The organism is Pseudomonas oryzihabitans, from assembly GCF_007665395.1.
Taxonomy (GTDB): Bacteria; Pseudomonadota; Gammaproteobacteria; order Pseudomonadales; family Pseudomonadaceae; genus Chryseomonas; species Chryseomonas psychrotolerans_C.
Window position 1 is genome coordinate 724,604 of the sequence record NZ_VDND01000001.1, and the last position, 24,036, is coordinate 748,639.

Sequence of the window (24,036 nt, forward strand, 5' to 3'; positions counted from 1 at the left end):
TGGAAATAGACTGGTCTTAAGGCGGCAGAGCTTAAGCAAACGTTCTGCCGTCAACGAGGTCATCCTTAATCTGTGGTTAGACCTCGACGCCTCAAAGCCCCAACCGCACTACCCCATCGCTCCCATTCTCCCGCCATAGCTCATGCTTGCGGTCGAGGGGTGCCTTCACGGTCAGGTAGATGGCCTTCTCGTCAGGGGCAACGGCCATGCTGTTGGGGTGCACCGGCAGGGCAACGTTGCGCAGCAGGCGTCCGCTTGCGAGGTCGTATACCAGGACTCCGCCCGAGCCCTGGGGTTCGCCGTGACCACTGCCACGGTAGGTAGCGACCAGGCGACCGGTCGTGGGCAGTACCTTGATGTCCAGCAGTCCCTTGACTCCGGTGGCGATGGGCGCGCCGAAGCGACCGCTGGCCAGGTCGAAGGTCAGGATGTCACCGCTATTGGAATCGGTCATGTAGAGCCGGCGGGCCTTGGCGTCCATCGCCATGTTAAGCAGGAAGTGACGGGACGCCTTGGGTTCATCGCTGTTGGTGTCGCCCGTGCGATAGCGCGTGCGGATCTGACCGCTAGCCGGATCGATGGCCACCAACTCGTCGCGCCCCCCCTGGCTGGCGTAGAGCAATCCGCTGGCAGCGTCGTACGCCAGCCCTGCCGTCCACAGCCCCGTCATCACCGTATGCTTGAGGGTGAAGGTCTTGCCATCGACGATCCAGACCCGACCACGCTCGCCTGGGCTGCTGATGAAGATCAGCCCACTGGCCTCGTCCACTACCACCTTGCGGGTATGCGGTGTAGCGACCACGCCATCAGCATCGCGCTCGGGTTGCGTGAGCTTGAGGATGCGCTTGATCTGGCCGCTGTCGGCATCGAGTTCGGCCAGGCTACCATCCAGGGTGAGACCGGCGTACAGGGTGCGAGTCCGGGCATCAAGGGCCAAGGCGAATGGCCGTTCGAGGAGCTGGATGGTTTGCACCGCACGTAGCGTGCCAGGATCCAGCCGATAGACCACCCCGCTGCTTTGCTCGTCGAACGAGGGACTCGCCGCGACGAACAACTCGTCGTGCGAGAAATCACCGACTATTTCATAGAGCCCCTGATAACCGTCCTGGCGCCAAAAGGTGGTGGACGCCATAGACGAGTGGGCCAGGGTACGTGCTGGGGCGTGCGCGGTAGTGGTCGAGGCACAGCCACCCAGTCCGAGAGAGGCGATCACTATACCTAGCGCAGGGATCTTGAAGCGATTGGACGACATGGGAGCTCCGTTTTTCCCAGTTGACGTTGAGGTCTCCTGGCTAGACGAAGGGCAAGCGCCGGGATTTAGCCGGCGCTCGATAGCGGGCTCCCTGATCGGTTCACGCCGTGCGTTGCGCCAGTTGAGGGCGGTGAACGCCCGCCCCCTGCCAGTGGGAAAATAGCGAATTAGCGATCTCTTCGGCGCGCAGCGGCAGCACCGATAGCAGGGTATCGCTCAGGCCGTGGCTGGCCTGGCTGAAGCCCTGCAGGTAGATGGGTGTACGCAGCTGCGGATCAGCCTGGACCCGGTAGTCGCGGGCCACGCTGGGGGTCTCGTCTAGGAAGTCGCGCAGTGGAGCGAGCAGGCGCTGGTGGGAGGTGCGCTCGTAGCCGGTCGCCAGGATGACCAGGTCGTAGCGATGGCGATGGACATGGCCGGTGGCGGTGTCCCTCAGGGTCAGTTCGACGCCCTCCGCATCGGCCTCGGCGCGATCGATCTGGCGCCGGCAGAGGAAGCCATGACGTGCCTGGCGCGCGACCTTCTGCCGATAGAAGATGCCGTAGATGCGCTCGATGAGGTCCAAGTCCACCACCGAGTAGTTGGTATTCTGAAATTCGGCGATCAGCTTCTGCCGCTCGCTGGCCGGCTCGTTGAACACGAGGTCGGTGTAGTTCGGCGAGAAGATGTCGTTGACGAAGGGGCTGTCGTCGGCCGGCTTGAGCACCGCGGCGCGCAGGATCATGTCGACCTGAACCGAGGGGAAGCTGTCGTTGAGGTCAATGAAGGCCTCCGCCGCGCTCTGGCCGCCACCGATGACGGCGATGCGCATGGGTTGATGGCGGGTGCAGGGCTGATCGGCCATCCGCTCCAGGTAGTGGGCGTGATGGAACACCCGGGGATGCTCACGCAGGGCGGCAAATTGTTCTGGAAACCGCGGGGTTCCGCCGGTGCTCAGGGCCAAGGCTCGCGTCAGGTATTCCTGCTCTCGGCCCTCGGCATCATGGGCTCGTACACGCAGGGTATCCACGCCCTGCCCGCCGGGAACCGGCTCCACAGCGACTACCGTCTGGCCGTAAGCCGCCTGGCCCGCGAAGTGGCCCGCGACCCAACGCAGGTAATCGTTGAACTCCAGTCGGCAGGGATAGAAGGTGCCCAGGTTGATGAAGTCCACCAGGCGGCCCTGCTCACGCAGGTAATTGACGAAGCTGAAGGGGCTGGTGGGATTGCGCAGGGTCACCAGATCCTTGAGGAAGGAGATCTGCAGTTCGCTCTGGTTGACCAGGGTATTGCCGTGCCAGCGATAGTCTTCCTGGCGGTCGAGGAACAGCATCCGTGGCCGCTGACCCCAGCCCGGCGCCAGTTCGTGCAGGGCGATGGCCAGGGCCAGGTTGGAAGGTCCGAAGCCGATACCGAGCAGGTCTTGGGGTTCAGCGTGGGCGGTCATGCAGGAATCCTCTGGAGAAAGATAGTGGCGCTCGCGGAAACGCGCACCTGTGCTGAACTTACGAAACACCCGGACGAAAATTTACCGGCCAGGTATGCCGGTCATCCGTCTCAGGACGACAACGGCCACTTGGCATGTCTGGCGTACCAAGGCCGCGGCGGGGTACGGTCGAGCCAGCGTCCAAGCAGGTCGGTCTCGCTGAAGACGGTGCGCAGCGCCAGCTTCATAGTCTCCACGTCCAGCACCGGCTGGTTGCTCGCGGCCTGCACGGCGGAAAGGCCGCAACCATGGGTACTGGGTCCGAGCCAGGGGTCGTCCACCTCGACCCAACGCCCCGGAGCGAACCACAGGACGCCGTGCTGCTGGCGCCGCTCGACCTGGCCGGGATGGAAGCGTTGGTGGGCGCGATACCAGTCCTCGATACGGTCGTCGATCCAGCCGTGGAAGTACCAGAACACCGGATTGACATGAGAGGAAAAGGGATCGCCGAGGAAGTCGTTCTCAGCACCGAACCAACGCGGACTGAAGTCCAGCGGATCGCGATCGCCGATCACCGCGGCGCCATTGGCGGGATCGCGGGTCACGCTGGCCCAGCGCATGTGCAGCCAGTCGTGCATGCCCAGTTCGACCTCGGAACCGAACTGCCCCAGCGTCAGGCGGGCCAGGTACTCGGGATCCTGATAGCGCGATTCCCAGGCGAGGAAGTTGCTCTCATAGGCCTCGTCACTTTTCAGGCCGCGCAGCCAAAGGCTGTATTCCTCGTCATCCTCGGCCACCCAGGCCGGAGGCACGGCGAAGCCATCGAGATTGTCGAGCTGGCGCAAAAAGGCCAGGCGATCTTGCTGCAGTGCCGGCGCAGTACGGGGCAGCCGCGGCCAGGAGGGCAGGTCCTGCATGGCGCGGGTGTGCTGCAGCATGTGCCGGTGCATGAACAGAAAATCGACGCCTGATCCATTGCGATCCTTGTGTGCGCCGCGAGCGTCCCGCTCCCGGTCCAGCGGACCGGGCTGCCAACTCAGACTACGTAGCGCATCGCGCTGGCGCCCACTCAGGCGATGCCAGCGGTCGCGGGTCGCATGCCAGAGTTGATGGAACAGCCGATGGTCAGGGGCCGCCAGCATCGCCAGCAAAGCCGGCTGCAGTTGCAAGCGCTCCCGCGCCAGGGGAAAGGCGCGCTTGACGGCGACGAAGGTGCCCGCCGGCTGCGGCGCCGAGGGTGGCAGCGCCAGGGGCAGCAGGCGGCCGCTCAGGCTGCCGGCACCGGTATCAGCCGCGGCGGCCCAGACTTCGTCAAACAGCAGCCTGAATTCGTAGGCAGGAACGGACGCCTCGCCTGGATAGAGTCTACAGGTGAAGGGGCCTCCCGCATCGCCACGCAGATCACCGAGCAGGCGATAGGGTGGCGTAGCCGCGCCCCGTAGCTGTTCCGGCAAGCCCAGGAAGCCTTGGATTGCGCGCCCCTGGGCACCGACGTCCAGCACCATTTCCAGCCCAGCAGCCGGCAGGCCTGGCAGGGGCTCTGCCAGCGGACCCAGCTCCCACAGGCCGCGCAGCCGGTCGCCAAAGCGAGCCAGCGCATTGGGCGCTAGGTCCAGGCTCGCCTCCCCGGGCGTCGGTGGCGGCTCGCCGGGCGCCGTCCAGCGTGCCAGATCGCGCGCTGGCAGGACGGCCGCACTGGTGACGACCAAGGCGCCCAATAGGTGTCTGCGGGAAACCTTCATCGGCCAGCTACACGTTCCAGGAATGACATGCCGCTAGAACGTAACGCCCTTCGGCAAATTTACCGGCGCAGAGTGGTTGCCGCTAAATTCCAGGCCAGTTGTCTCGTCTCTCCGTGACGACCCGCCGGCCTGCCGGCGGGAGTCTTTCGAGCCTAACGAGACGCCCCATGTCCTACCGTGTCAAAGCCCTGCTGGTGGTCCTGCCCCTGCTCGCCTTCCTGATAGTTGCGGCGCTGCTCGGCTGGCAGCGCTGGATGGGGCCGCTGGGCTACTCGCCGCAGGTCCTGACCCATGCCCGGGAGCTGCACGAGCACATCATCGCCTTCGACAGCCGCATCACGGTGCCCCTGGATTTTGGCACCCACGGCCAGGAAGCGGATCGCGACGGGTCGGGCCAATTCGATCTGGTCAAGGCTGCGCGGGGACGCCTTTCGGGAGCGGCCCTGGCGATCTTCGGTTGGCCGGAACTATGGAACGGCCCTAACGCCCCGCACCATCCTACGCCCGGCTTCGTCGCCGAGGCCCAGCAGCAGCAAGAGACGCGCTATCGCATCCTCAGCGGCCTGGCGCGTGACTTCCCCGAGCGTGCGGCCTTTGCTTACAGCCCGGACGACGTCCGGCGGCTGGCCATGGAAGGCAAGTTCGCCATCGTCATGAGCCTGCTCAACGCCTATCCGCTGGGTGAGGATCTCGACCGCCTGGATGTCTGGTATGCCCGTGGCATGCGGATGTTCGGTTTTAACTATACCGGCAACAACAGCTGGTCCGACTCCTCCCGCCCACTGCCCTTCTTCAACGACTCACCCGACGCCCTGGGAGGCCTCTCGCCGCTGGGCCGCGCCGCTGTGGCCCGGCTCAACGACCTGGGTGTGGTGATCGACGTCTCGCAGATGTCGACCCCGGCGCTGGAACAGGTCGCTCAGCTGTCGCGTTCACCCTTCGTCGCCTCCCATTCGGCGCCGCGGGCGCTGGTCGATATCAAACGCAATCTCTCGGATCGCGAGCTACAACTCATCGCCCGTAGTGGTGGGGTCATCCAGGTGGTGGCCTTCTCCGGCTATCTGCGCCCACCCAGCGCCCGGACAGTGGGCAAGCTGAACGAACTGCGCCAGCGCTTCGACTTGCCGCCGCTGACCGGGCTGGACAATGCCCTGATGCCGGGCGATCCCATCATCGCCATCTGGCCGGAGGCACGCTTCGGTGACTACGCCAGCCAGCTCTACGCCCTGCTCGAAGAAGACCCCAAGGCCACCCTCGCCCAGTACGTCGATGCCATCGACTACGCGGTGAAAAAGGTCGGCATCGACCATGTCGGCATCAGCTCGGACTTCAACGACGGCGGCGGCTTGGACGGTTGGCAGAACGCCGGCGAGTTGCGCAACGTCACTGCCGAGCTGATCACCCGCGGCTACAGCGACGCCGATATCGCCAAGCTGTGGGGAGGCAACTTCCTCCGGGTCTGGGCCGAGGTGCAAGCCAAGGCCAAGGGCCAAACCTCAGTCGTGGAGCACGCCGGCCATGAGTGACAGACGCACCTTCCTCAAGCGTGGCGGCCTGCTGGCCGCCGGCCTGCCGTTGCTGGCAATGGCTAAGCAGGACGCGCCGCCCAATTATGGCGACGATCCTTGGTCGACGCTGCGGGCACAATTCGAACTGGACCCGAGCTACCTGCACTTCGCCACCTTCCTGCTCACCTCCCATCCGCGCCCGGTGCAGGACGCCATCGAGGTGTTGAAACGTCGCTTCAACGCCAACCCGGGCGAGGCGGTGGACTGGGACCGGGAGGAAATCTGGGCGTACGAAGACCGCATCCGCGAGCGGGCCGGACAGTACTTCGGCGTGCGCCCCGGCCAGGTGGCCCTCACCGGCAGCACCAGCGAAGGACTGGCAGCGATCTATGGTGGCCTATTGGTGCCGGCGGGCAAGGAGATCCTCACCAGCGTCCACGAGCACTACGCCACCTACACCCGCCTGGACTATCGCGCGCAGCTGATGGGAACCCAGGTGCGCAAGATCGAGTTGTTCCGTGATCCGGCCCAGGTCACGGTGGCGGAGATGGTGGCCAACGTCGCCCGCGCCATCCGCCCGGAAACCCGGGTAATGGGGCTGACCTGGGTGCAGTCGGGCAGCGGGGTCAAGTTGCCGATCCGCGAGATCGCCCAGGTGGTTCGCGACGCCAACCAGGGTCGTGCCGAGGAGGATCGTATCCTCTACGTAGTGGACGGCGTCCATGGCTTCGGCGTGGAGAATGCCAATTTCGCGGACTTCGGCTGCGACTACTTCATCGCCGGCACCCACAAATGGCTGTTCGGCCCGCGCGGGACCGGCGTGATCATCGCCGCGCGCGAAGAGTTGCAACCGCACCTGATCCCGAGCGTACCGACCTTCACCCGCGCCGACAGCTTCGGCACCCTGATGACCCCCGGTGGCTACCACGCCTTCGAACATCGCCTGGCGCTGGGCAAGGCCTTCGAGCTGCACCTGCAGCTGGGCAAGGCCCGCGTCCAGGAGCGCATCCACGGCCTCAACAGCTACCTCAAGGCACGCCTGGCGGAGTACCCCCAGGTGCAACTAGTGACGCCCAGCAGTCCGGCGCTGTCCTCCGGCTTCACTTTCTTCCGCGTGGACGGCCGCGCCTGCGACGCCGTGGCCCGCTACCTGATGGAGCGCCGGGTGATCTGCGACGCCGTCGAGCGCGATGTCGGGCCCGTGGTGCGTCTGGCCCCCAGCCTGCTCAACGACGAGGGGCAGATCGATCGGGTGATCGAGCTGCTCGCGCCACGTCTCGCCTGATCTCCCCAGCCCTATCAAGAGGAATGCCGATGTCCCCGCTACGCCCGCTAACCTTGGCCATCCTGCTCAGCGCCGCCCTGCCCGCCTTCGCCGCCGCCGACAAGGCTCCCGGGACCGTATTCAAGGACTGCAAGAACTGCCCGGAAATGGTCGTGCTGCCGGCCGGCAGCTTCCTGATGGGCACGCCGGAAAGCGAAGTGGGCCGCCAACCTGACGAGGGTCCGCAGCACCAGGTGACCTTCGCCCGCCCCTTCGCCATCAGCCGCTACCAGATAACCGCGGCGGAGCTGGATGCCTATGTCAAGGCGACCGGCGTCCGCCTCCCCGACGGCGATACCCGCCCCGGTCGCCAGTGCCTGGCCGGCAAGCCACGCTACCCGCAGGGCCCCCGCCAGCCGGCGGTGTGCGTCTCCTACCAGGACGTGGCCGACTACGCCGCCTGGTTGTCCCGCACCACTGGCCACCGCTATCGCATGCTCAGCGAGGCGGAACGCGAATACGGCGCCCGCGCCGGCAGCACGGGCGCCTTCCCCTTCGCAATGGACCCCGGCCCCAACTACAGCATCGCCAAGCACGCCAACACCTACGGCGCCGGCGACGGCTACAACTACACCTCCCCCGTAGGTAGCTTCCCGCCCAATGCCTTCGGCGTTTACGACATGCACGGCAACGTCTACGAATGGGTCGCCGACTGCTGGCATGACCACTACCGGGGCGCTCCCGCCGATGGCAGCGCCTGGATCGATGATCCCCGTTGCGAACTGGTGGAGATCCGCGGCAATGACTGGGGTGAGCCGCCGGTGTTCTCGCGCTCGGGAAATCGAAACAACGCCTATCGCACCGACCGTGGCGACTGGCTGGGCTTTCGGGTAGCGCGGGAAATCTAAGGTGGACGGCGCCAGGCAGACAGGCCTGGCGCCGAGGCCTCAGCCGCGCTCGGCGAGCCGCATCAGCCCCTCGTGCAAGGCAGGAAACAGGCTACGATTGAAGTTGTTCCAGCGCAATTCGTAGATGGTGTCGTCGGGCGAGATCTCGGTCTTGAGCACGTCATGGAACACTTCACCCGAGTCTATGCCGTTGTCCACGTAATGGAAGGAGGCGCCGGTCAGGTAGAGCGGCTCGATCGCTTCCGTCTCACGGGTGTTCCAGTCGATCACCCTTTGCCCGCGGGCCCCATACAGGGCGTTCCAGGTGGCATAGGCGCCGCGCCGCTCGTAGGGCGATTCGAGTCGGGTGATGCCCGGATGGATATTCATGATCCGTCGGGCGAAGGGGGCGCCGGGGCGGACAAGTTCGTCGAGGATCACCAGCAGACCATCGAGTACCACGACGTCGGCTTCCAGCTCGACCAGGACGTCGTGCAGTCGCTGCTCGAAATCTCCTTTGCCCGCGACGTGCGCCGCCGTGCCGCGTGGATGACGTCGATAGGTCGAGGGGACACTGAGCATTAGATCGTTCACTCGCCGGCCCTGCACCTCGAGCCCCACGGGATACAGCCAGGGCTGGCCAGCCGCAGGCGCGAAGCCGTATTCGCCAATCAGTTGACGGTCGCGCGGCGACTGCTCGTCATCGTCATACACTACGCCCACCAGGCGGTAGGCGTCACCCAGGGGTGTCTGATTAAGGGATTCCACGAGGAATTCCAATACAGATTTCATGTAGCGCTGCTCGCCCTTGAAATCCACGCATCGCCCTGCCCGGTCGGCAGCGGCATTGCGCAGCGACCAGATGTACACCAGATTCTTCTTCATCTCTCGGCTCCCACTGAATGGATCGGCGCCGCAGGCGCCTGCTGGGAAGAACGAAATGACCGGGTGCCAGTTTATGCCCCCCGCCCCGGATGAGCGGCCGATCGGGGGGAAAAGCTCTACACAAAGCGGTGCGGCGGCACGCCGGAATCGGCAAAAGCCTCGTCCTAGAGGCTAAAGATTGCCCCGCGGGACTCGTCTGTCTGGGTTAGGGATCCTTTGCCTTTCGCCCACCCTCCCGACAGGAGTTCTCGATGTCGAAGTCCACGCGCGGCGCGTTCTACAGCCTGCTCGCCCTCCTCCGACCCTTTCGCGGCCTAGTGGCGGTGTCCATCGTGCTCGGCATGCTCGGCGGCATCGCCATCACCTTACTGCTGGCCACCATCAACAATGCTCTGCACAACACCGCGGGCCTATCCCAGGGCGTGGTGCTCGCCTTCGCCGCGCTGTGCGGCCTGGCACTCGCCAGCTCCATCGTCTCGGACATGGGCACCAACTACGTCGGCCAGCGCATCATCGCCGCCCTGCGCAAGGATCTCGGCGAAAAGGTGCTGTCGGCGCCCATCGAACAGATCGAGCGCTACCGCGCCCATCGCCTGATTCCGGTGCTGACCCATGACGTCGACACCATCAGCGACTTCTCCTTCGCCTTCACCCCGCTGGCCATTTCCGCCACCGTCACCCTGGCCTGCTTGGGCTACCTCGCTTACCTGTCGGTGCCGCTGTTCCTGATCATGGTCGTGGCCATCGTCATAGGTACCGGCGTGCAGTACTGGGCTGGCGGCAAGGGCATCCGTGGCTTCGATCTGGCGCGGGATCACGAAGACGAACTGCAGCGTCACTACAGCGCCATCACCTCGGGGGCGAAGGAGCTGCGCATGCATCGCCCTCGGCGCTTCCGCATGAATCTCCACCGCATCCAGGAAACCGCTGACCTCATCAGTGCCATCCAGGTGCGTTCGGTGAACATCTACATCCTGGCCAAGACCTTCGGCTCCATGCTGTTCTTCGTGGTCATCGGCCTGGCCCTCGGCTACCAGGCCTATCGTCCCGATCCCGACCCCACCGTGATCACCGGCTTCGTCCTGGTGCTGCTCTACATGAAGGGTCCGCTGGAACACCTGGTGGGCTATCTACCGGTGGTGGGCAAGGCCAAGGTGGCCTTCGGTCGCATCAGCGAACTGGCCGAGCGCTTCTCTTCGCCCGAGGCCCACCTGCTCATGGAAGACAGCGAGGCGCCCAACACCGAAGTTCATCAATTGGAGCTGCGCCAGGTGACCTACAGCCCACCCCCGGTCGCCGGCAGCGAACCCTTCCACCTGGGCCCGATAAACCTGCGTATCCGCCAGGGCGACATCATCTTCATCGTCGGCGAGAACGGCTCCGGCAAGACCACCCTGATCAAGCTGCTGCTCGGGCTCTACCAACCCCAAAGCGGAGAAATCCGCCTGAACGAAGCGCCGGTGACCGATCTCACCCGAGACGATTATCGCCAGCTGTTCACCACCGTCTTCGCCGACTACCACCTCTTCGATGACTTGGTGCAGGGCCAGGCCAAGGCCTCGCTGGACCAGGCGAGCCGCTACCTCGAGCGTCTGGAGCTGGCACACAAGGTCAGTGTACGCGACGGCGCTTTCACCACCACCGAGCTCTCCACCGGCCAGCGCAAGCGCCTGGCTCTGGTCAACGCCTGGCTCGAAGAGCGCCCCGTGCTGGTCTTCGACGAATGGGCCGCGGACCAGGACCCGGCGTTCCGCCGGGTGTTCTACACCGAGCTGCTCCCGGAGCTGAAACGCCTGGGCAAGACACTCATCGTCATCAGCCATGACGACCGCTACTTCGATTCAGCCGACCAACTGGTACGCCTGCGCAATGGCCGGATAGTCACTGCCGAGGTCCCGGCATAACGCTTTTCGCACTACCAACAACACAACACTAGAAGGGAGCACACAATATGCCAGCACCTTGCAGTCTCAGCCCTCTGAGTAAGGCCTTGCGGCTTAATCTCGCGTTCCGGCGTACTTTATCCCCACAGACGCTCGCTCTGGCTATGGCCTTCTCATTGGTGAGCCATGTCCAAGCCGCCGACCGAGACTTCAATATCCCCGGACAATCACTCAGCAGCGCCATCCAGGCGTTCGGCCAAGCTGCGAATATCCAGGTGCTCTACAATCCACAAGACCTAACTGGCCTAAGAAGTAATGCCGTAAAGGGCCGGTTGAGTACCGAGCAGGCTATGACAACCCTACTCCAGGGAACGGGTATCTCTTACCGAATGGACGGTAATACCCTCATCCTGAGCGCTAACAAGCATGACGGCGATACCGTGCAATTGGGGGAAACCGACATCGTCGGTCAATTCGCGGGCACAACGACCGAAGGCACCGGCTCCTACACCACGAAGGCGACTTCCGCAGCAACGGGCCTGACCCTGTCTCCCCGCGAAACCCCGCAATCGGTGAGCGTCCTCTCACGACAGCGCATTGATGACCAGAATCTGGTAACCGTCGCCGATATTCTAGGCAATGCGCCTGGCATCGCCACCCTGCAGCTCGACAGCGAGCGCACGGTGTTTTCTTCCCGTGGCTTCTCGATCAACAACTTCCAGTACGACGGCATTTCCAGTTACTACAAGAGCAACTATGCCGCGGGTGAATCGGAGCTGGATTCCTCCATCTATGATCGGGTCGAAATCGTGCGGGGTTCTACGGGCCTACTCGCTGGCGCTGGCGAGCCCTCGGCATCAGTCAATCTGGTACGTAAACGCGCCGATAGCCGGGAGTTCCAAGGCGAAGCCCAGATCAGCGCTGGTTCCTGGGATAACTATCGCAGCATGCTGGACCTGTCCGGCCCCCTTACCTCGACGGGTAACGTCCGCGGCCGCCTTGTAGGCGCCTACCAAGACAAGAAGGCCTTCTTCGATCGCTATTCACGGCAAACCCAGGTGCTGTACGGCGTGGTCGACGCCGATCTGACCGATGCCACCACCTTGAGCCTGGGTGCCAGCTACCAGAAGAGCAACGCCAACGGCCTCACCTATGGCGGTGTGCCGCTATGGTACAAGGACGGCTCGCGAACCAATTTCAGCCGTTCCTTCACCGTCGCGCCAAAATGGAACTCGGAAGACGTCGAGGTCGAGAACGTTTTCATCAACCTCGATCACCGCTTCGACAACGACTGGAAGGCCCAAGCGCAAATCATGTACGGCCGTAATCGAGTCGACAACGCCCGAATGTTCGTCTGGGGTTTTCCCGATCGAGAGACCGGGCTGATCGCCGACGAGCCCTCCCGCGTACGCTTCCCGGGTGAGCGTGAACAGGACAGCTACGACCTGAGGTTCTCCGGGCCCTTCCAGTTGCTGGGCCGGGAACACGAAGCGATCATCGGTACCAGTTACTTCGATCAGGACTATTCCTATGACTGGATCGGTGCCAACACACCTTGGAACTCGCCGCTGAACGTTGCCGACTTCGGTCACGTGGCGAAACCGGACTGGGACTATGCCTCCCGTGAGCTATCCGAGCGCAACCACACCAAGCAAGCTGCCGCCTACGGCGCCCTACGCTTCTCACTGGCCGATCCTTTGAAGCTGATCCTGGGCGGGCGCTTTACCCGCTATGAGCGGGAAGGGGCGGGCTGGGCATCGTCGGGCGCCTTTGAATACCAGGACCACAAGTTCATTCCCTACGCTGGACTGGTCTACAACATCAATCAGACCTATTCGGTCTACGCCAGCTATACCAGCATCTTCAACTTCCAAGATTACAGAGATCGCAACGGCGGCTGGCTGGAGCCGGTGACTGGCGATGCCTACGAGACCGGTATCAAGGGTGAGTTCTTCGATGGCCGACTCAACGCCTCTCTGGCCGCGTTCAAGATCGTGCAGGACAAGCTCGGCCAGCAGGACACCGGCTATCTGGTGCCGGGCACCGACAGCCCCGCCTACTATTCCACTGATGGCGCCACCTCCAAAGGCCTGGAACTGGAAATATCCGGTGAGCTCGCGCCCGGCTGGCAGGCGTTTTTCTTCGCCACCCACTACAGCGCCAAGGACGCGGAACACCAGCAGGTGAACACCTACCTGCCGAGAACCATGGTGCGGCTGTTCACCACCTACCAACTACCCGGCGCCTGGCACCAACTGACGGTAGGCGGCGGGACCAACTGGCAGAGCCGTATCTATTACGACAATGTCGGCCCCAATGGCGAACGCCAGGAGCAGTCCGGCTACCTGCTGGCCAGCCTGATGGCGCGCTATGACATCACGCCCCAGCTGTCCGCGCAGATGAACGTCAACAACCTGTTCGACAAAGAGTACCAGACCGCGGTGAACTGGTACGGGCAAGGCATCTGGGGCACTCCACGCAATGTCGAGGCGTCGCTGAGCTACAAGTTCTGAGCCAATAGGGAGTGCCGCGGGGATTACCGTCCCCACGGCATGCTCATCTTCTCCTGAAAACCGCCACGCTCGCGGATCGTATGTTGTCGTCAGCTGGCGGCTGGAGTGAACGCTCGATGTCGGGGGCTGGCCGGGGCACTACAACCCGGCTCGGATCGCAACTCTAGGTCGTCGCTGCACACAATGCCTTCGCGCACCCTGACGCCCTACTCTTAGGGCGTCAGGATCCTAACCTATCGTCCTCGCTCTCCGCGGCTGCGTAGCTCGCCCACGCTTCTGGCCGCCGATCCCAACAGGAATCCATCGAGCGCGCGCTGCAGCTCAAGGCAGAGCCGGTCAACGTCCGCTGCCAGGAAGAGATCCTGACGAAAATCGAAATGACAGGTCCAGACCTCGTCACGCTCCACGTACAGGGTCAGCGGCGTGCAGGTCTGTTCATGGTGCTCCATCGCCAGAAACTCCACGCCGTCTCGATCGCACTCGGGGGAAGATAGCTCGCCCGGATAGTTCTCGAAGACGATCACCGTATCGAACGCCTCCTGCTCCGTTGCGAAGGTGTCGGCGGAGAAGGTATAGCCATGCTCCCGAAGTTGCAGATTCGCCACCTGCAGCCCCTGTAGCCAGTCGCCGATGCTGAGTTCGGGAAGAATATCTACCACCAGAGGCACATCGTTGATGTACAGCCCCAGCTGTCGCTCGACCGCAGGCAATTCGGCCGGACGCCCGGCCAGCGTCACCCCATAGCCGACCGTCGAGCGCTGCAGCGTCTGGCCGAGCACCAGGGTCCAGGCGGCCTGGAACAGGGTGTTGACGGTGACCCGCTGTTGTCGCGCAAAATTATCGAGCGCCTGGCTGGTCGATGCCTCGAGGGCGAGGAAACGATGCCCATGGCCGGACGCCAGCTGTCGCTCATCCGGCTGCAAGGCCTCGGCAAGGCGACCTCCCGCGCCGAGGCGGTCCAGTTGCTCGCGCCAGAAGCGCCGATCCGCAACGGCATCGCGCTGCTGCAACCAGGCGATGTAATCGCGAAAACCTGTCGGTCGAGGGGGCAATTGGTCTTGCAGGTAGGCCTGCATGAGGTCTTCATAGAGACGCGCGGCACTCCAGCCATCCAGTAATACATGGTGGCTAGTCAAGACGACTTGGTAGTCCCGCTCAGCTACCTGGATGATCAGTAGACGCATCAGGGGTGGCGTTGCGAGGTCGAAACCAAGGCAGCGATCGGCCAGTAGGTGGGCCGCCAACTCGCTGGTACTCCAGGCACGACCATCGACGCGGGCGAAGGGGGCGACTACGCCCCGCTGGACCACCTGCAAGGGCGGCTCGGTCGCCGTGAAGCCGGTTCGCAATACGCTATGGGCATCGAGCGTGAGCTGCCAGGCCCGCTGCAGGCGCTCCGGCACCAGGTTACGCACCTTGAGGATATGCTGGCAGATGAAGTCGCCATCCTGCCCAGTCTCACTCGTCACCATCTGGTACTGCATCGGTGTGAGCGGATAGATATCCTCGACCTGCGACGGGTCCAGCCCGAGGTCATCGAGCTGCTGCTGGGACAAACCGGCAAGGGGTACATCTGACGGTGTCAAACCACCCGCGCCCGAACGACAACAATGTTCCACCAGTAGCTGCAGCTCTTCCTGGAAGGCCTGCGCCAAGTCCTCGATGGCAGCGCGCGCGAAGACCTCGCGGCTGAAGGTCCAGGCGAAGTTCAAGACGCCAGCGTAGACCTGGCCATTGATGCTCAAACTATTGCCGAGCGGCGCCGACACGGCCTGGTCGGCGCCAGCACGATCCGTTGAGAAGCGGTAGGCGGTTGCCGTATTCCCTACTTCGCCGCCGGTGAACTGGCCCAGATAGTTGAAGGTAATGCGCGGCTCCGGCAGCGCCGCCAGCGCTTCGCGGCTGCGTTGATCACCCAGGTAACGCAGCATGCCGAAGCCTAGGCCACGGTTAGGCACGGCGCGCAGTTGCTCCTTGATCGCCATGATGGAGCGCCCCAGCTGCGCCTCCGGCGTCAACGCCAGTGGATAGATGCTGGTGAACCAGCCGAGGGTGCGACTCAGATCGAGTCTTCCGGACAGGTCTTCGCGGCCATGCCCCTCCAGTTGGATCAACGCCTGCCTGGTGCCTGTCCAGCGGCAGATAACCCTGGACAGAGCTGTGAGCAGCAGATCGTTGATGTGCGTCCGATAGGCAGCGGGGGCCAAGTGGAGCAACTGACGGGTCGTCTCGACATCCAGACGGCTGTGGACGCTGACGGCGGAATTCAGAGTCTTGTCCCCGTCCAGATTCGCACCAGGCAGATCCACCTGCGCGCCTTCCAATTGCCGTTGCCAGTAATCCAGCTCCCGCGCGATAGCCTCACTGCCGGCGAAGGCGAGCAACTGACGAGACCACTCCTGCAGTGAACTGGTCTTGGCCGGTAGTCGCAGCGGCTTCCCCGCCGCTAGTTGACGGTAGGCCAGCTCCAGATCTTCCAGCAGAATCCGCCAGGAAACTCCGTCCACCACCAGGTGGTGGATCACCAGCACCAGTCGCTGGCTGCCGTCGGTCAACTCTGCCAGGACGGCCCGCAAGAGGACGCCACGGGCGAGATCGAGACTGCGCTGCACAGCTTCTCCCACCGTTTCCAGTTCACCAACATCGGCGAGGGTGGCCACTGCCAGGCAGCCACCGGACTGCGCATGGGCGGCGTCCAGCTCGGCCACGCTCTGGAAGCGTGCACCGCCTTCCCGGAACGTCAGCCGCAAGGCATCGTGATGGATTAGCAGGCCGCGCAGTGCCTGTTCGAGCACGGCCGCTTTCCAGATCGGTCGATCGGCCTCCAGCACGACCGACTGGTTCCAATGCTGCCGTTCCGGAATGTCCTGCGCGAAGAACCAGTGCTGGATAGGGCTCAAGTCCAGGTCACCGGTGACCGGGCCCTGGTCGATGACGAAGGCTTCGGCAGCCTCTGCTACCCGGGCCAGCGCCTGGATGGTCTGTTGCTCGAACACGGCCTTCGGCGTCATTTGTATACCGACCTGACGGGCACGGCTCACCAATTGCAGGGAAAGGATCGAATCGCCACCCACTTCGAAGAAATTGTCGGTCACTCCTAGCCTCGGGACCTGCAGGACGTCTTGCCACAGGGCCACCAGTTGCCGCTCCAGCAGGGTCTCCGGCGCCACGTAAGGTCGCTCATCGTCCAAGCGCGGGAGGGGCAAGGCCTTGCGGTCCAGCTTGCCATTCGGCGTCAGCGGCAAAGCGTCCAGCACCTGCAGATGGGCAGGCACCATGTAGTCGGGCAGGCGCGCCCTGAGCGCATCGCGTAGCCCCTGCAGCCAGGCTTGGCGCGCCGTGGTCGCCATCCGCTCCAAGGGCACCGCATAACCCACCAGTTGCTTGCCACCCGCGCCGTCCAGAGCAATGACCACCGCCTCGCGGACCTCGGGCAGCTCGCGCAGCCGCGCCTCTATCTCGCCCAGCTCGATACGGAAGCCACGAATCTTCACCTGGAGGTCGATACGGCCCAGGTAGTCCATAACGCCATCGGGACGGGCACGTGTCAGGTCGCCGCTACGATATAGCCGCTCGCCTTCGCCGAACGGATCTGGAACGAAGCGCTCGGCAGTGAGTGCCGGCCGCGCCAGATAGCCTCGCGCCACCCCCTCGCCGCCGAGATAAAGCTCGCCCGCCATGTTCACCGGCAAGAGATTCAAGTCGCCATCCAGCACGTAGCCGCGGCGCTTGCCCAGCAGTGTGCCGATAGGCGCATAGGCCGCCCCGCAGTCGTCGCTGCGCGCCGCCTTCCAGAGCAGCGGCGTCACCACCGTTTCCGTAGGGCCATAGCCATTGAAGAGATACTGTGGCCGTAAGGCACGCCAGGCGAGCTCATAGCTGGCCTGGGGCACGGCGTCGCCACCGAAGCAATAGACCCTCACTGGCGGCGGGCTACCCTCCGTCTGGGCATGTTCCGCCAGCTGTTGCAGATAGACCGGCGGGAACACCGCGAGGGTCACCTCATGCCGCTGCATCTGGGCGTAGGTCCGCTCCGGCGGCCAGAGCTCGTCGTCGCGGATCAGGACGCGGGCACCGTTGATCAGGGGGTGCATCCAGCCCTCGTGGGCTCCATCGAAGGCGAACGACATGAAATGCAGCTCGCAGTCGCTGGCCGTGGTCTCGTAACGCTCGCCCGTCGCCCGGATGTGCGAGGCCAGGGGCCCATGGGCCACCGACACACCCTTGGGCTGTCCCGTGGAACCGGAGGTGTAGATCACATAGGCGAGATTGTCCGCGCAAAGGTCTACCGCGGGCGGCTGGTTCGGATAATCCTGCCAGGCCTGCGGCTGGTCCACTGCCAGACAGAGCATCCCGCTCGCCAGCGGCAGTTGGCCGATGAGGTCGGTCTGGCTCAATACCAGCGTCGCCTGGCAGTCCTCGAGCATGTACGCCAGCCGTTCGGGTGGGTAGGCGATGTCCAGCGGCACATAGGCTCCGCCGGCCTTGAGCACAGCCAGGAAGGCCACCATGATGTCCGCCGAGCGGGGCATGGCAATGGCCACCTTAGCCTCTGGCCCTACCCCCCGCTCGACCAGATGCCGGGCCAGTTGGTTGGCTCTTCGATCGAGCTCGCCATAGCTCAGCGCCTGGTCGGCGAAAATCACTGCGGGCGCTGTGGGGGTCAGACGTGCCCACTCCGCGACCCACTCATGCACGAAGCCTCGGCACGCTGACTGCTCCGCGGTCTGGTCCCACTGCTTCAGGAGCGCGACGCGCTCGGCCCCAGCTACCAGGGAAAGCGACCCAAGGCACGCCTCTGGATCAGCGATCAGGCTTTCCAGCAGGTGCAGGAAATGTCTCGCCAGCGCGCTGACGGCCGCTTCGGCTACCAGACTTCTGCTATAGCTGAAGTGCAGGTCGAGGGTATCGGCCAGATTCACTGCCAGGGTCAGGGGGTAATTGGTTTGCTCGTGATTGCGGATGGCACCGAAGCTCAATCCTCCGGGCGATGCCTGTTGCAGCGCCTCCGCCACGGGATAGTTCTCGAACACCACCAGGCTATCGAACAGCGCGGCGCCGCCCAGGCCGGCCCAGCGCTGTACCTGATGCAATGGCGTGTATTCGTGTTCGCGCAGCAGTAGGTTGAGCGTTTGCACCTCGTGCAGCAGCGTGCGGATCTCCTGCTCTGGATGCAGGGTGACGAGCACCGGCAAGGTATTGATGAACAGCCCCAGTTGGGTCTCGACACCGGGCAGGTCCGCAGGCCGTCCAGCCATGGTCGCCCCGAAGCAGACCGTGGTCTGCCCCGTGTATCGATACAGCAGCACCGCCCAGGCGGACTGGATCAGGGTGTTGACCGTGACCCGCTGCCGACGAGCCAGATCCACCAGTCGCTGGGTAAGGTTCATATCCAGGCGACAGGGGAACTGCCCCTGCCCGCTCGCCGTGGACGCTGCCACCGGCAGGGTCTGGATGAGTCGGGTGGGCTCGTCGATCGCCCTCAAGCGCTCGCGCCAGAAACGTTCGGTGGCCGCCGGATCGCGCTGTTGCAGCCAGGCGAGATAGTCACGATAGCGGCCCGCCGGCTCGGTCGGTGCCTGCCCGGCATAATGCTGCAGTACCTCCCCCAACAAACGCGAAGTGCTCCAGCCGTCTAGCAGGATGTGGTGATGGGTCAGTACTAGGTGGTGGCGACGTTCGCCCGTGCGGAACACGGCCAGACGGATCAGGCAATCACTGGCCAGGTCGAATCCCTGACGCCGGTCTTCTTCGGCCCAGTTGTCCAGGGCCGCCGTACTATTCTCCGGGCTGCGCCAATCCGCCACCTGGAAGGGCAGCTCCCGGCGGCGATGTATCAGCTGTACCGGTTGCTTAAGCTCGCTCAGGAAGGTGGCGCGCAGGACCTCGTGGCGATCCAGGACCGCTTGCCAGGCCTGCCGGAAAACCTCGACGTCGAGTCCCTCCACGTCCAGGCGCAACTGGTTGACGTAATCGCCCGCCTCGCGCTCGTAAAGGGTATGGAACAGCATGCCCTGCTGCAGCGGGGCCAGGGGCAGAAGGTCGGCGATGGCCGCGGCGGGCAGAGGCAGTTGGTCGATGTCCTGCTGGTCCAGGGCGACCAAGGGAAAATCGGCGGGAGTCGCGCCGCTGTTGTCCGCACAGTGAGCGATGAGGGCTTTCAGTTCATCCTCGTAGTCCGTCGCCAGGCGGTGGATGGCCGCGGGCGCGAAGACTTCGGCACTGAAGGTCCAGTCCAAGCTGAATTCACCGTCATAAACGCGCCCATTCAGATTGAGCAGGCCATCCAGCGGCGCATCCTCCGCCTCACCGGCACCACCGGTTTCCTGCGCGGGGACGAACAGGCCATCCGCCGCCGCGAAACTCTGATCGAATTGCCCGAGGTAATTAAACACCACCGCTCCCGCAGGCAACTCGCGCAATGCGCGACGCGCCTCCGCACTACCCAGGTAGCGCAACAGGCCATAGCCCACTCCCTTTCCGGGTACCGCTCGCAGCTGTTCCTTGATCGCCTTGATCGAGGCCGCGGTTTCGGGCCGGGGGGCGAGCCGCACGGGGTACAGGCTGGTGAACCAGCCGACCGTGCGCGTCAAATCAAGATCGTCGAACAGCTCTTCCCGACCATGACCTTCGAGCCGTACCAACACCTCGTCACGCCCGGTCCAGCGGCACAGCACCCTGGCCAAGGCGGTGAGCAGCAGATCGTTGACCTGGGTACGGTAGGCGCTCGGGGCCTCTTGCAACAGACGCCGGGTCCATTCGCGATCCAACCGCGTACTGGCATGGGCCACGTGCCGGTGCAGGTGGCTACCGCCGGGATTGGCCGCCGGCAAAGGGTCGGACGCTCCTGCGAGCGTCTCGCACCAGTACGAGAGCTCGGCCGCCAGCGCTTCACTGTGGGCGAGCTCGCACAGGCGCTCGGACCACGCCTGGAACGAGCTGCTCTTGGCCGGCAGGGTGACCCTCTGCCCCCGCTGAAGCTGAGCGTAGGCCAGTTGCAGGTCCTCCAGCAGGATACGCCACGAGACGCCGTCCACTACCAGATGGTGGATCACCAGCAACAGGCGTTGGCGACCATCCGGCCACTCGCCCAGCACGACCCGTACCAAAGCCCCCGTCTCCAACGATAGGCTGCGCTGCGCCTCTTCGGCGAGTCGCTCCCACTCGAGATCGGCCGTCAGTTGGGTAAACCACAGCGGTTTGGCCGTCGCCAACGCGGGCAACGTCGCCTGCCAGCCATCCGCTTGGTGGGTGAAGCTCGCCCGCAGCGCATCGTGATGCTCCAACAAGGCCAGGACCGCGCCTTCGAGACTGGTCACGGACAGGGGGCTGCTCGGCGCCAATACCACCGACTGGTTCCAATGATGACGGGCCGGGATCGGCCGTTCGAAGAACCAATGCTGGACGGGCGCCAGGCTGAACGCGCCGGTCACCAGGCCCTGATCGATGGTGGGGGCGGCCGCATGCCGCGCTATCCGCGCCAAGGCCTGGATGGTCTGATGCCGGAACAGGTCCTTGGGCGTGAAGTGAAGACCCGCCTGGCGGGCCCGACTCACCACCTGCAACGAGAGGATGGAATCACCACCCACCTCGAAGAAATTATCGGTCACGCCGAGCTGCGGCACCTTCAGTACTTCCTGCCACAGCGCCGCCAAGCGTCGCTCCAGGTCGGTCGTCGGAGCCAGATACCCTGCTCTTTCTTCGTCCAGGCGCGGCGTGGGTAGCGCGTTGCGGTCCAGCTTGCCATTCGGGGTCAGCGGCAGGCTATCGAGCAACAGCAACTGCGCTGGAACCATGTAGTCCGGCAGCCCCGCCTGCAACGCCAGCCGCAAGGTCTGCTGCCAAACGGCCTGATCAGCAGTGGGCAAGGGCTCGACGGGGACGACATAGCCGACCAGTTGCTGGCCACCTGCCCCCTCCCGCGCCAGGACGACGGCATCCCGTACCCCGGGTTGCCCCCGCAGTCGCGCCACGATTTCGCCCAGCTCGATGCGGAAACCGCGGATCTTCACCTGATGGTCGAGGCGCCCCAGGTATTGGATCAGGCCATCCGCCTGGTAGCGTGCAAGATCGCCCGTGCGATACATCCGTCCCCCGCCCGCCCTATCGAAGGGATTGGGCAGGAACCGCTCCGCGGTGAGCGCCGGGCGGTTCAAATAGCCCCGCGCCAGACCCGCTCCGGCCAGGCAGAGTTCGCCACGGCTGCCAACGCCAACCGGCTCGCCGGTGGCGTCCAGCAGGTAGACAGCGGTACCGGCCAAGGGGCGACCGATGTTCGCCGTTCCCTGCGGCAACCGTAGCGTATGTGTGGAATAGGTGGTGTCCTCAGACGGCCCATAGAGGTCGTGAACCCGCTGAACATGGCCGAGTTGGTAGAGCTCCTCTACCAGCTCCTGCGCCAGGGGTTCGCCGGCGAGGTTGATGACCGCTACCGACTCGGGAATCTGCCCAAGCCGGCTCAGTATCCCAATGGCCGAGGGCACCGTATTAACCAGGCGGACGCACTGACTGGCGGCCAGATTCGGCAGTTCCAGAGCGTTGTCGGCCAGCACGACGAACCCGCCACAGCTCAGGGTGACGAAGAATTCCCAGACGGACAGATCGAAACAGATGGACGTCGCCGCCAGCACACCTTGCAAGTCGGCAGCGCTGTAGACGGAACGGGACCAATGGATCAAGGCGGACACACTGCGATGCTCTATTAGCACGCCTTTCGGCTTGCCGGTAGAACCGGAGGTGTAGATGCTGAACGCCAGGCTACCGGGAGTGGCGCCACTCGCCGGGTTCGTATCCGGACAGTCATCCAGTCCCAGCCGATCGATGACCATGACGTCCAACTGCTTCTGGTCGGGTAAGCCATCCAGCAGACTGGACTGGGTCAACAGCAGACGGGCGCCGCTGTCGCTCAGCATGTAGGCCTGGCGTTCTGCGGGATACGCCGGGTCCAGGGGTACATATCCCCCACCGGCCTTGAGAATCGCCAGGAGTCCCACGAGCAAATCGAGACGCCGCTCCAGGGCGACGCCAACCAGACGGTCCGGCCCCACGCCCCGCTCACGCAGTCGGTGTGCCAGCCGGTTGGCGGCCTGGTTCAGTTCCCGGTAGCGGTATTCCTGCTCGCCGACGATCAGCGCCAGGGCCTCAGGCGTGCACGCCGCCTGCCGTTCGAATAGCTCATGGATACAGGCTTCGCCACCCGCCGCAGCCAGAGCGTTCCAGTCGTACAGTATCTGCTGCCGCTCGCGTTCGCCGAGCAGCGGCAACTCGCTCACCAGACGCCCCGGATCGGCCTGGATGGCCGTCAACATCTGGCGCCATTGCTGCGCCAGGCGCTCTACGGCGGCCGGCGCGAAGAGATCCGTTGCATAGGTCAAGGCCGCGCGCAAACCCTCGGCGGACTCGAAGGTGTCCAGGGTCAGATCGAACTGGGCAGTCCGCGTCTCGGCCTCCAAGGGCTCCATCCGCAATTGCGCCAACTCACGGATGCGGCCTCGTACTTCGACCTGATGGTTGTACAGCACCTGGAACAGCGGACTGTGGCTCAGGCTGCGCTCGGGTTGCAGCGCATCCACCAGGTGTTCGAAAGGCAGGTCCTGGTGCGCCTGGGCTTCGAGCGCGGCCTGTTGCACCTGCTGCAACAACTCGTCGAAGGTGGTGTGGGGCTCGAAGCGCGCCTGGAGTATCTGAGTATTGACGAAGAAACCGACCAGGCGCTCGGTTTCCCGCCGGGTGCGATTGGCGATAGGTATCCCGACGCGAATGTCCGCCTGACCGGAACGGCGATGCAGCAAGCATTGGAAGGACGCCAACAACAGGGTGAAAAGCGTGACCCCGCGGCGTTGCGCCAACTCGCGCAGGCCCCTGGCCAGGTCATGTGCCAGAGAAATTTCGACCCGGGCGCCACGATGGCTTTGTACGGCGGGACGCGGCCCGTCGTCGCTCAGCTCGAGCGGCGGTCGTGCTCCGCCCAGCCGATTCCGCCAATACGCCAACTGGCGCTCGCCTTCGCCGGCCTCCAGGCAGTAGCTCTGCCAGAGGGCGTAATCGCTGTACTGGATCGGCAAATCGGGCAAGGGCGTACCGCTACCCGTGACCTCCTGCGTATAGCGCTGGCCGATCTCGTCGACGATCACCGGCATCGACCAGCCATCGGCCACGATGTGATGCAGGGTCATGACCAGAACATGATCGTCCGCCGCCAAGCGCAACAGCGACACCCGCAGCAGCGGGCCACACTCCAGGTCGAAGGATCGATGAATGTCCCTCTCAGCCTCGGCGAGCGCGCTGTCGAGGCGTCCGTCGGCGACGTCGAGGCGGTTAATTTTAACGGGCGATGCGGTGTGCACTCTTTGGAAGACGCCCTCGTCGTCGCTGTGAAAGGTCGAGCGGAGGATCTCGTGCCGTGCGACCAGGTTCGCGAAGCTGCGCTCGAGCGCCTGCTGGTCCAGCTCGCCGCGCAGATGCAGCAAAGCCGGTACATGGTAGGCGCTGCTCTCGGGCTCCAGGCGCCAGAGAAACCATTGCCGTTGCTGGGCGTAGGACAGCGGCAGACGGTCGGTCCGTTGACGCGTCACCGGTATGGGTAGCTGCGCCAGGGTAAGGTTCTTGCTCAGCAGCTTCTGGAAGAACAGCCGGCGCTGCGCCAAAGGCAGGCGAACGAAGCGGTGTGAGAGGTCCAGATTCTTGTCAACAGTCAT

General features: G+C 64.3%; 10 protein-coding genes. 5 read left to right on the forward strand and 5 right to left on the reverse strand.

What is annotated here, in order from left to right:
• Positions 1–91: 91 nt before the first annotated feature.
• The 3 genes from FSV73_RS03280 to pvdP form a co-directional block, all read right to left on the reverse strand.
• Positions 92–1,132, reverse strand: coding sequence for a YncE family protein (locus FSV73_RS03280; RefSeq protein ID WP_145003762.1), 1,041 nt, complete (start codon positions 1,130–1,132; stop codon positions 92–94).
• Between the two features lie 220 nt (positions 1,133–1,352).
• Positions 1,353–2,678, reverse strand: coding sequence for a lysine N(6)-hydroxylase/L-ornithine N(5)-oxygenase family protein (locus FSV73_RS03285; protein WP_145003765.1), 1,326 nt, complete (start codon positions 2,676–2,678; stop codon positions 1,353–1,355).
• A gap of 110 nt (positions 2,679–2,788) precedes the next feature.
• Positions 2,789–4,399 carry a pyoverdine maturation tyrosinase PvdP gene (pvdP, locus tag FSV73_RS03290; RefSeq protein ID WP_145003768.1) on the reverse strand — a complete coding sequence of 537 codons (1,611 nt, stop codon included), beginning with the start codon at positions 4,397–4,399 and terminating at the stop codon, positions 2,789–2,791.
• Between the two features lie 167 nt (positions 4,400–4,566).
• Between pvdP and pvdM the strand changes: the two genes are divergently transcribed.
• Genes pvdM through pvdO form a run of 3 tightly spaced genes read left to right on the forward strand, consistent with a single transcriptional unit; the run spans position 4,567 to position 8,079 of the window.
• Positions 4,567–5,925, forward strand: coding sequence for a pyoverdine-tailoring dipeptidase-like protein PvdM (pvdM, locus tag FSV73_RS03295; protein WP_145003771.1), 1,359 nt, complete (start codon positions 4,567–4,569; stop codon positions 5,923–5,925).
• Positions 5,918–7,192, forward strand: coding sequence for a pyoverdine-tailoring periplasmic protein PvdN (pvdN, locus tag FSV73_RS03300; RefSeq protein ID WP_145003774.1), 1,275 nt, complete (start codon positions 5,918–5,920; stop codon positions 7,190–7,192). The genes pvdM and pvdN overlap by 8 nt, the downstream gene beginning before the upstream one ends.
• 29 nt (positions 7,193–7,221) lie before the next feature.
• Positions 7,222–8,079, forward strand: a complete 858-nt coding sequence (pvdO, locus tag FSV73_RS03305) for a dihydropyoverdine dehydrogenase (protein WP_145003777.1) — start codon at positions 7,222–7,224, stop codon at positions 8,077–8,079.
• A gap of 39 nt (positions 8,080–8,118) precedes the next feature.
• On the opposite strand, the gene FSV73_RS03310 is transcribed toward pvdO, so the two are convergent.
• Entirely contained in the window at positions 8,119–8,943 is an 825-nt protein-coding gene (locus tag FSV73_RS03310) for a formyltransferase family protein (protein ID WP_145003780.1), read from the reverse strand.
• A 251-nt stretch (positions 8,944–9,194) separates the two neighbouring features.
• Here FSV73_RS03310 and FSV73_RS03315 point away from each other — a divergent pair, with 251 nt between their 5' ends.
• Complete coding sequence (locus FSV73_RS03315) at positions 9,195–10,847, forward strand: cyclic peptide export ABC transporter (RefSeq protein ID WP_145003783.1); 1,653 nt, start codon at positions 9,195–9,197, stop codon at positions 10,845–10,847.
• A gap of 143 nt (positions 10,848–10,990) precedes the next feature.
• On the forward strand, positions 10,991–13,339 hold the full coding sequence (fhuE, locus tag FSV73_RS03320) for a ferric-rhodotorulic acid/ferric-coprogen receptor FhuE (protein WP_437179252.1): 2,349 nt from the start codon (positions 10,991–10,993) through the stop codon (positions 13,337–13,339).
• 233 nt (positions 13,340–13,572) lie between these two features.
• Here fhuE and FSV73_RS03325 read toward each other — a convergent pair whose 3' ends face one another.
• Complete coding sequence (locus FSV73_RS03325) at positions 13,573–24,036, reverse strand: non-ribosomal peptide synthetase (RefSeq protein ID WP_145003788.1); 10,464 nt, start codon at positions 24,034–24,036, stop codon at positions 13,573–13,575.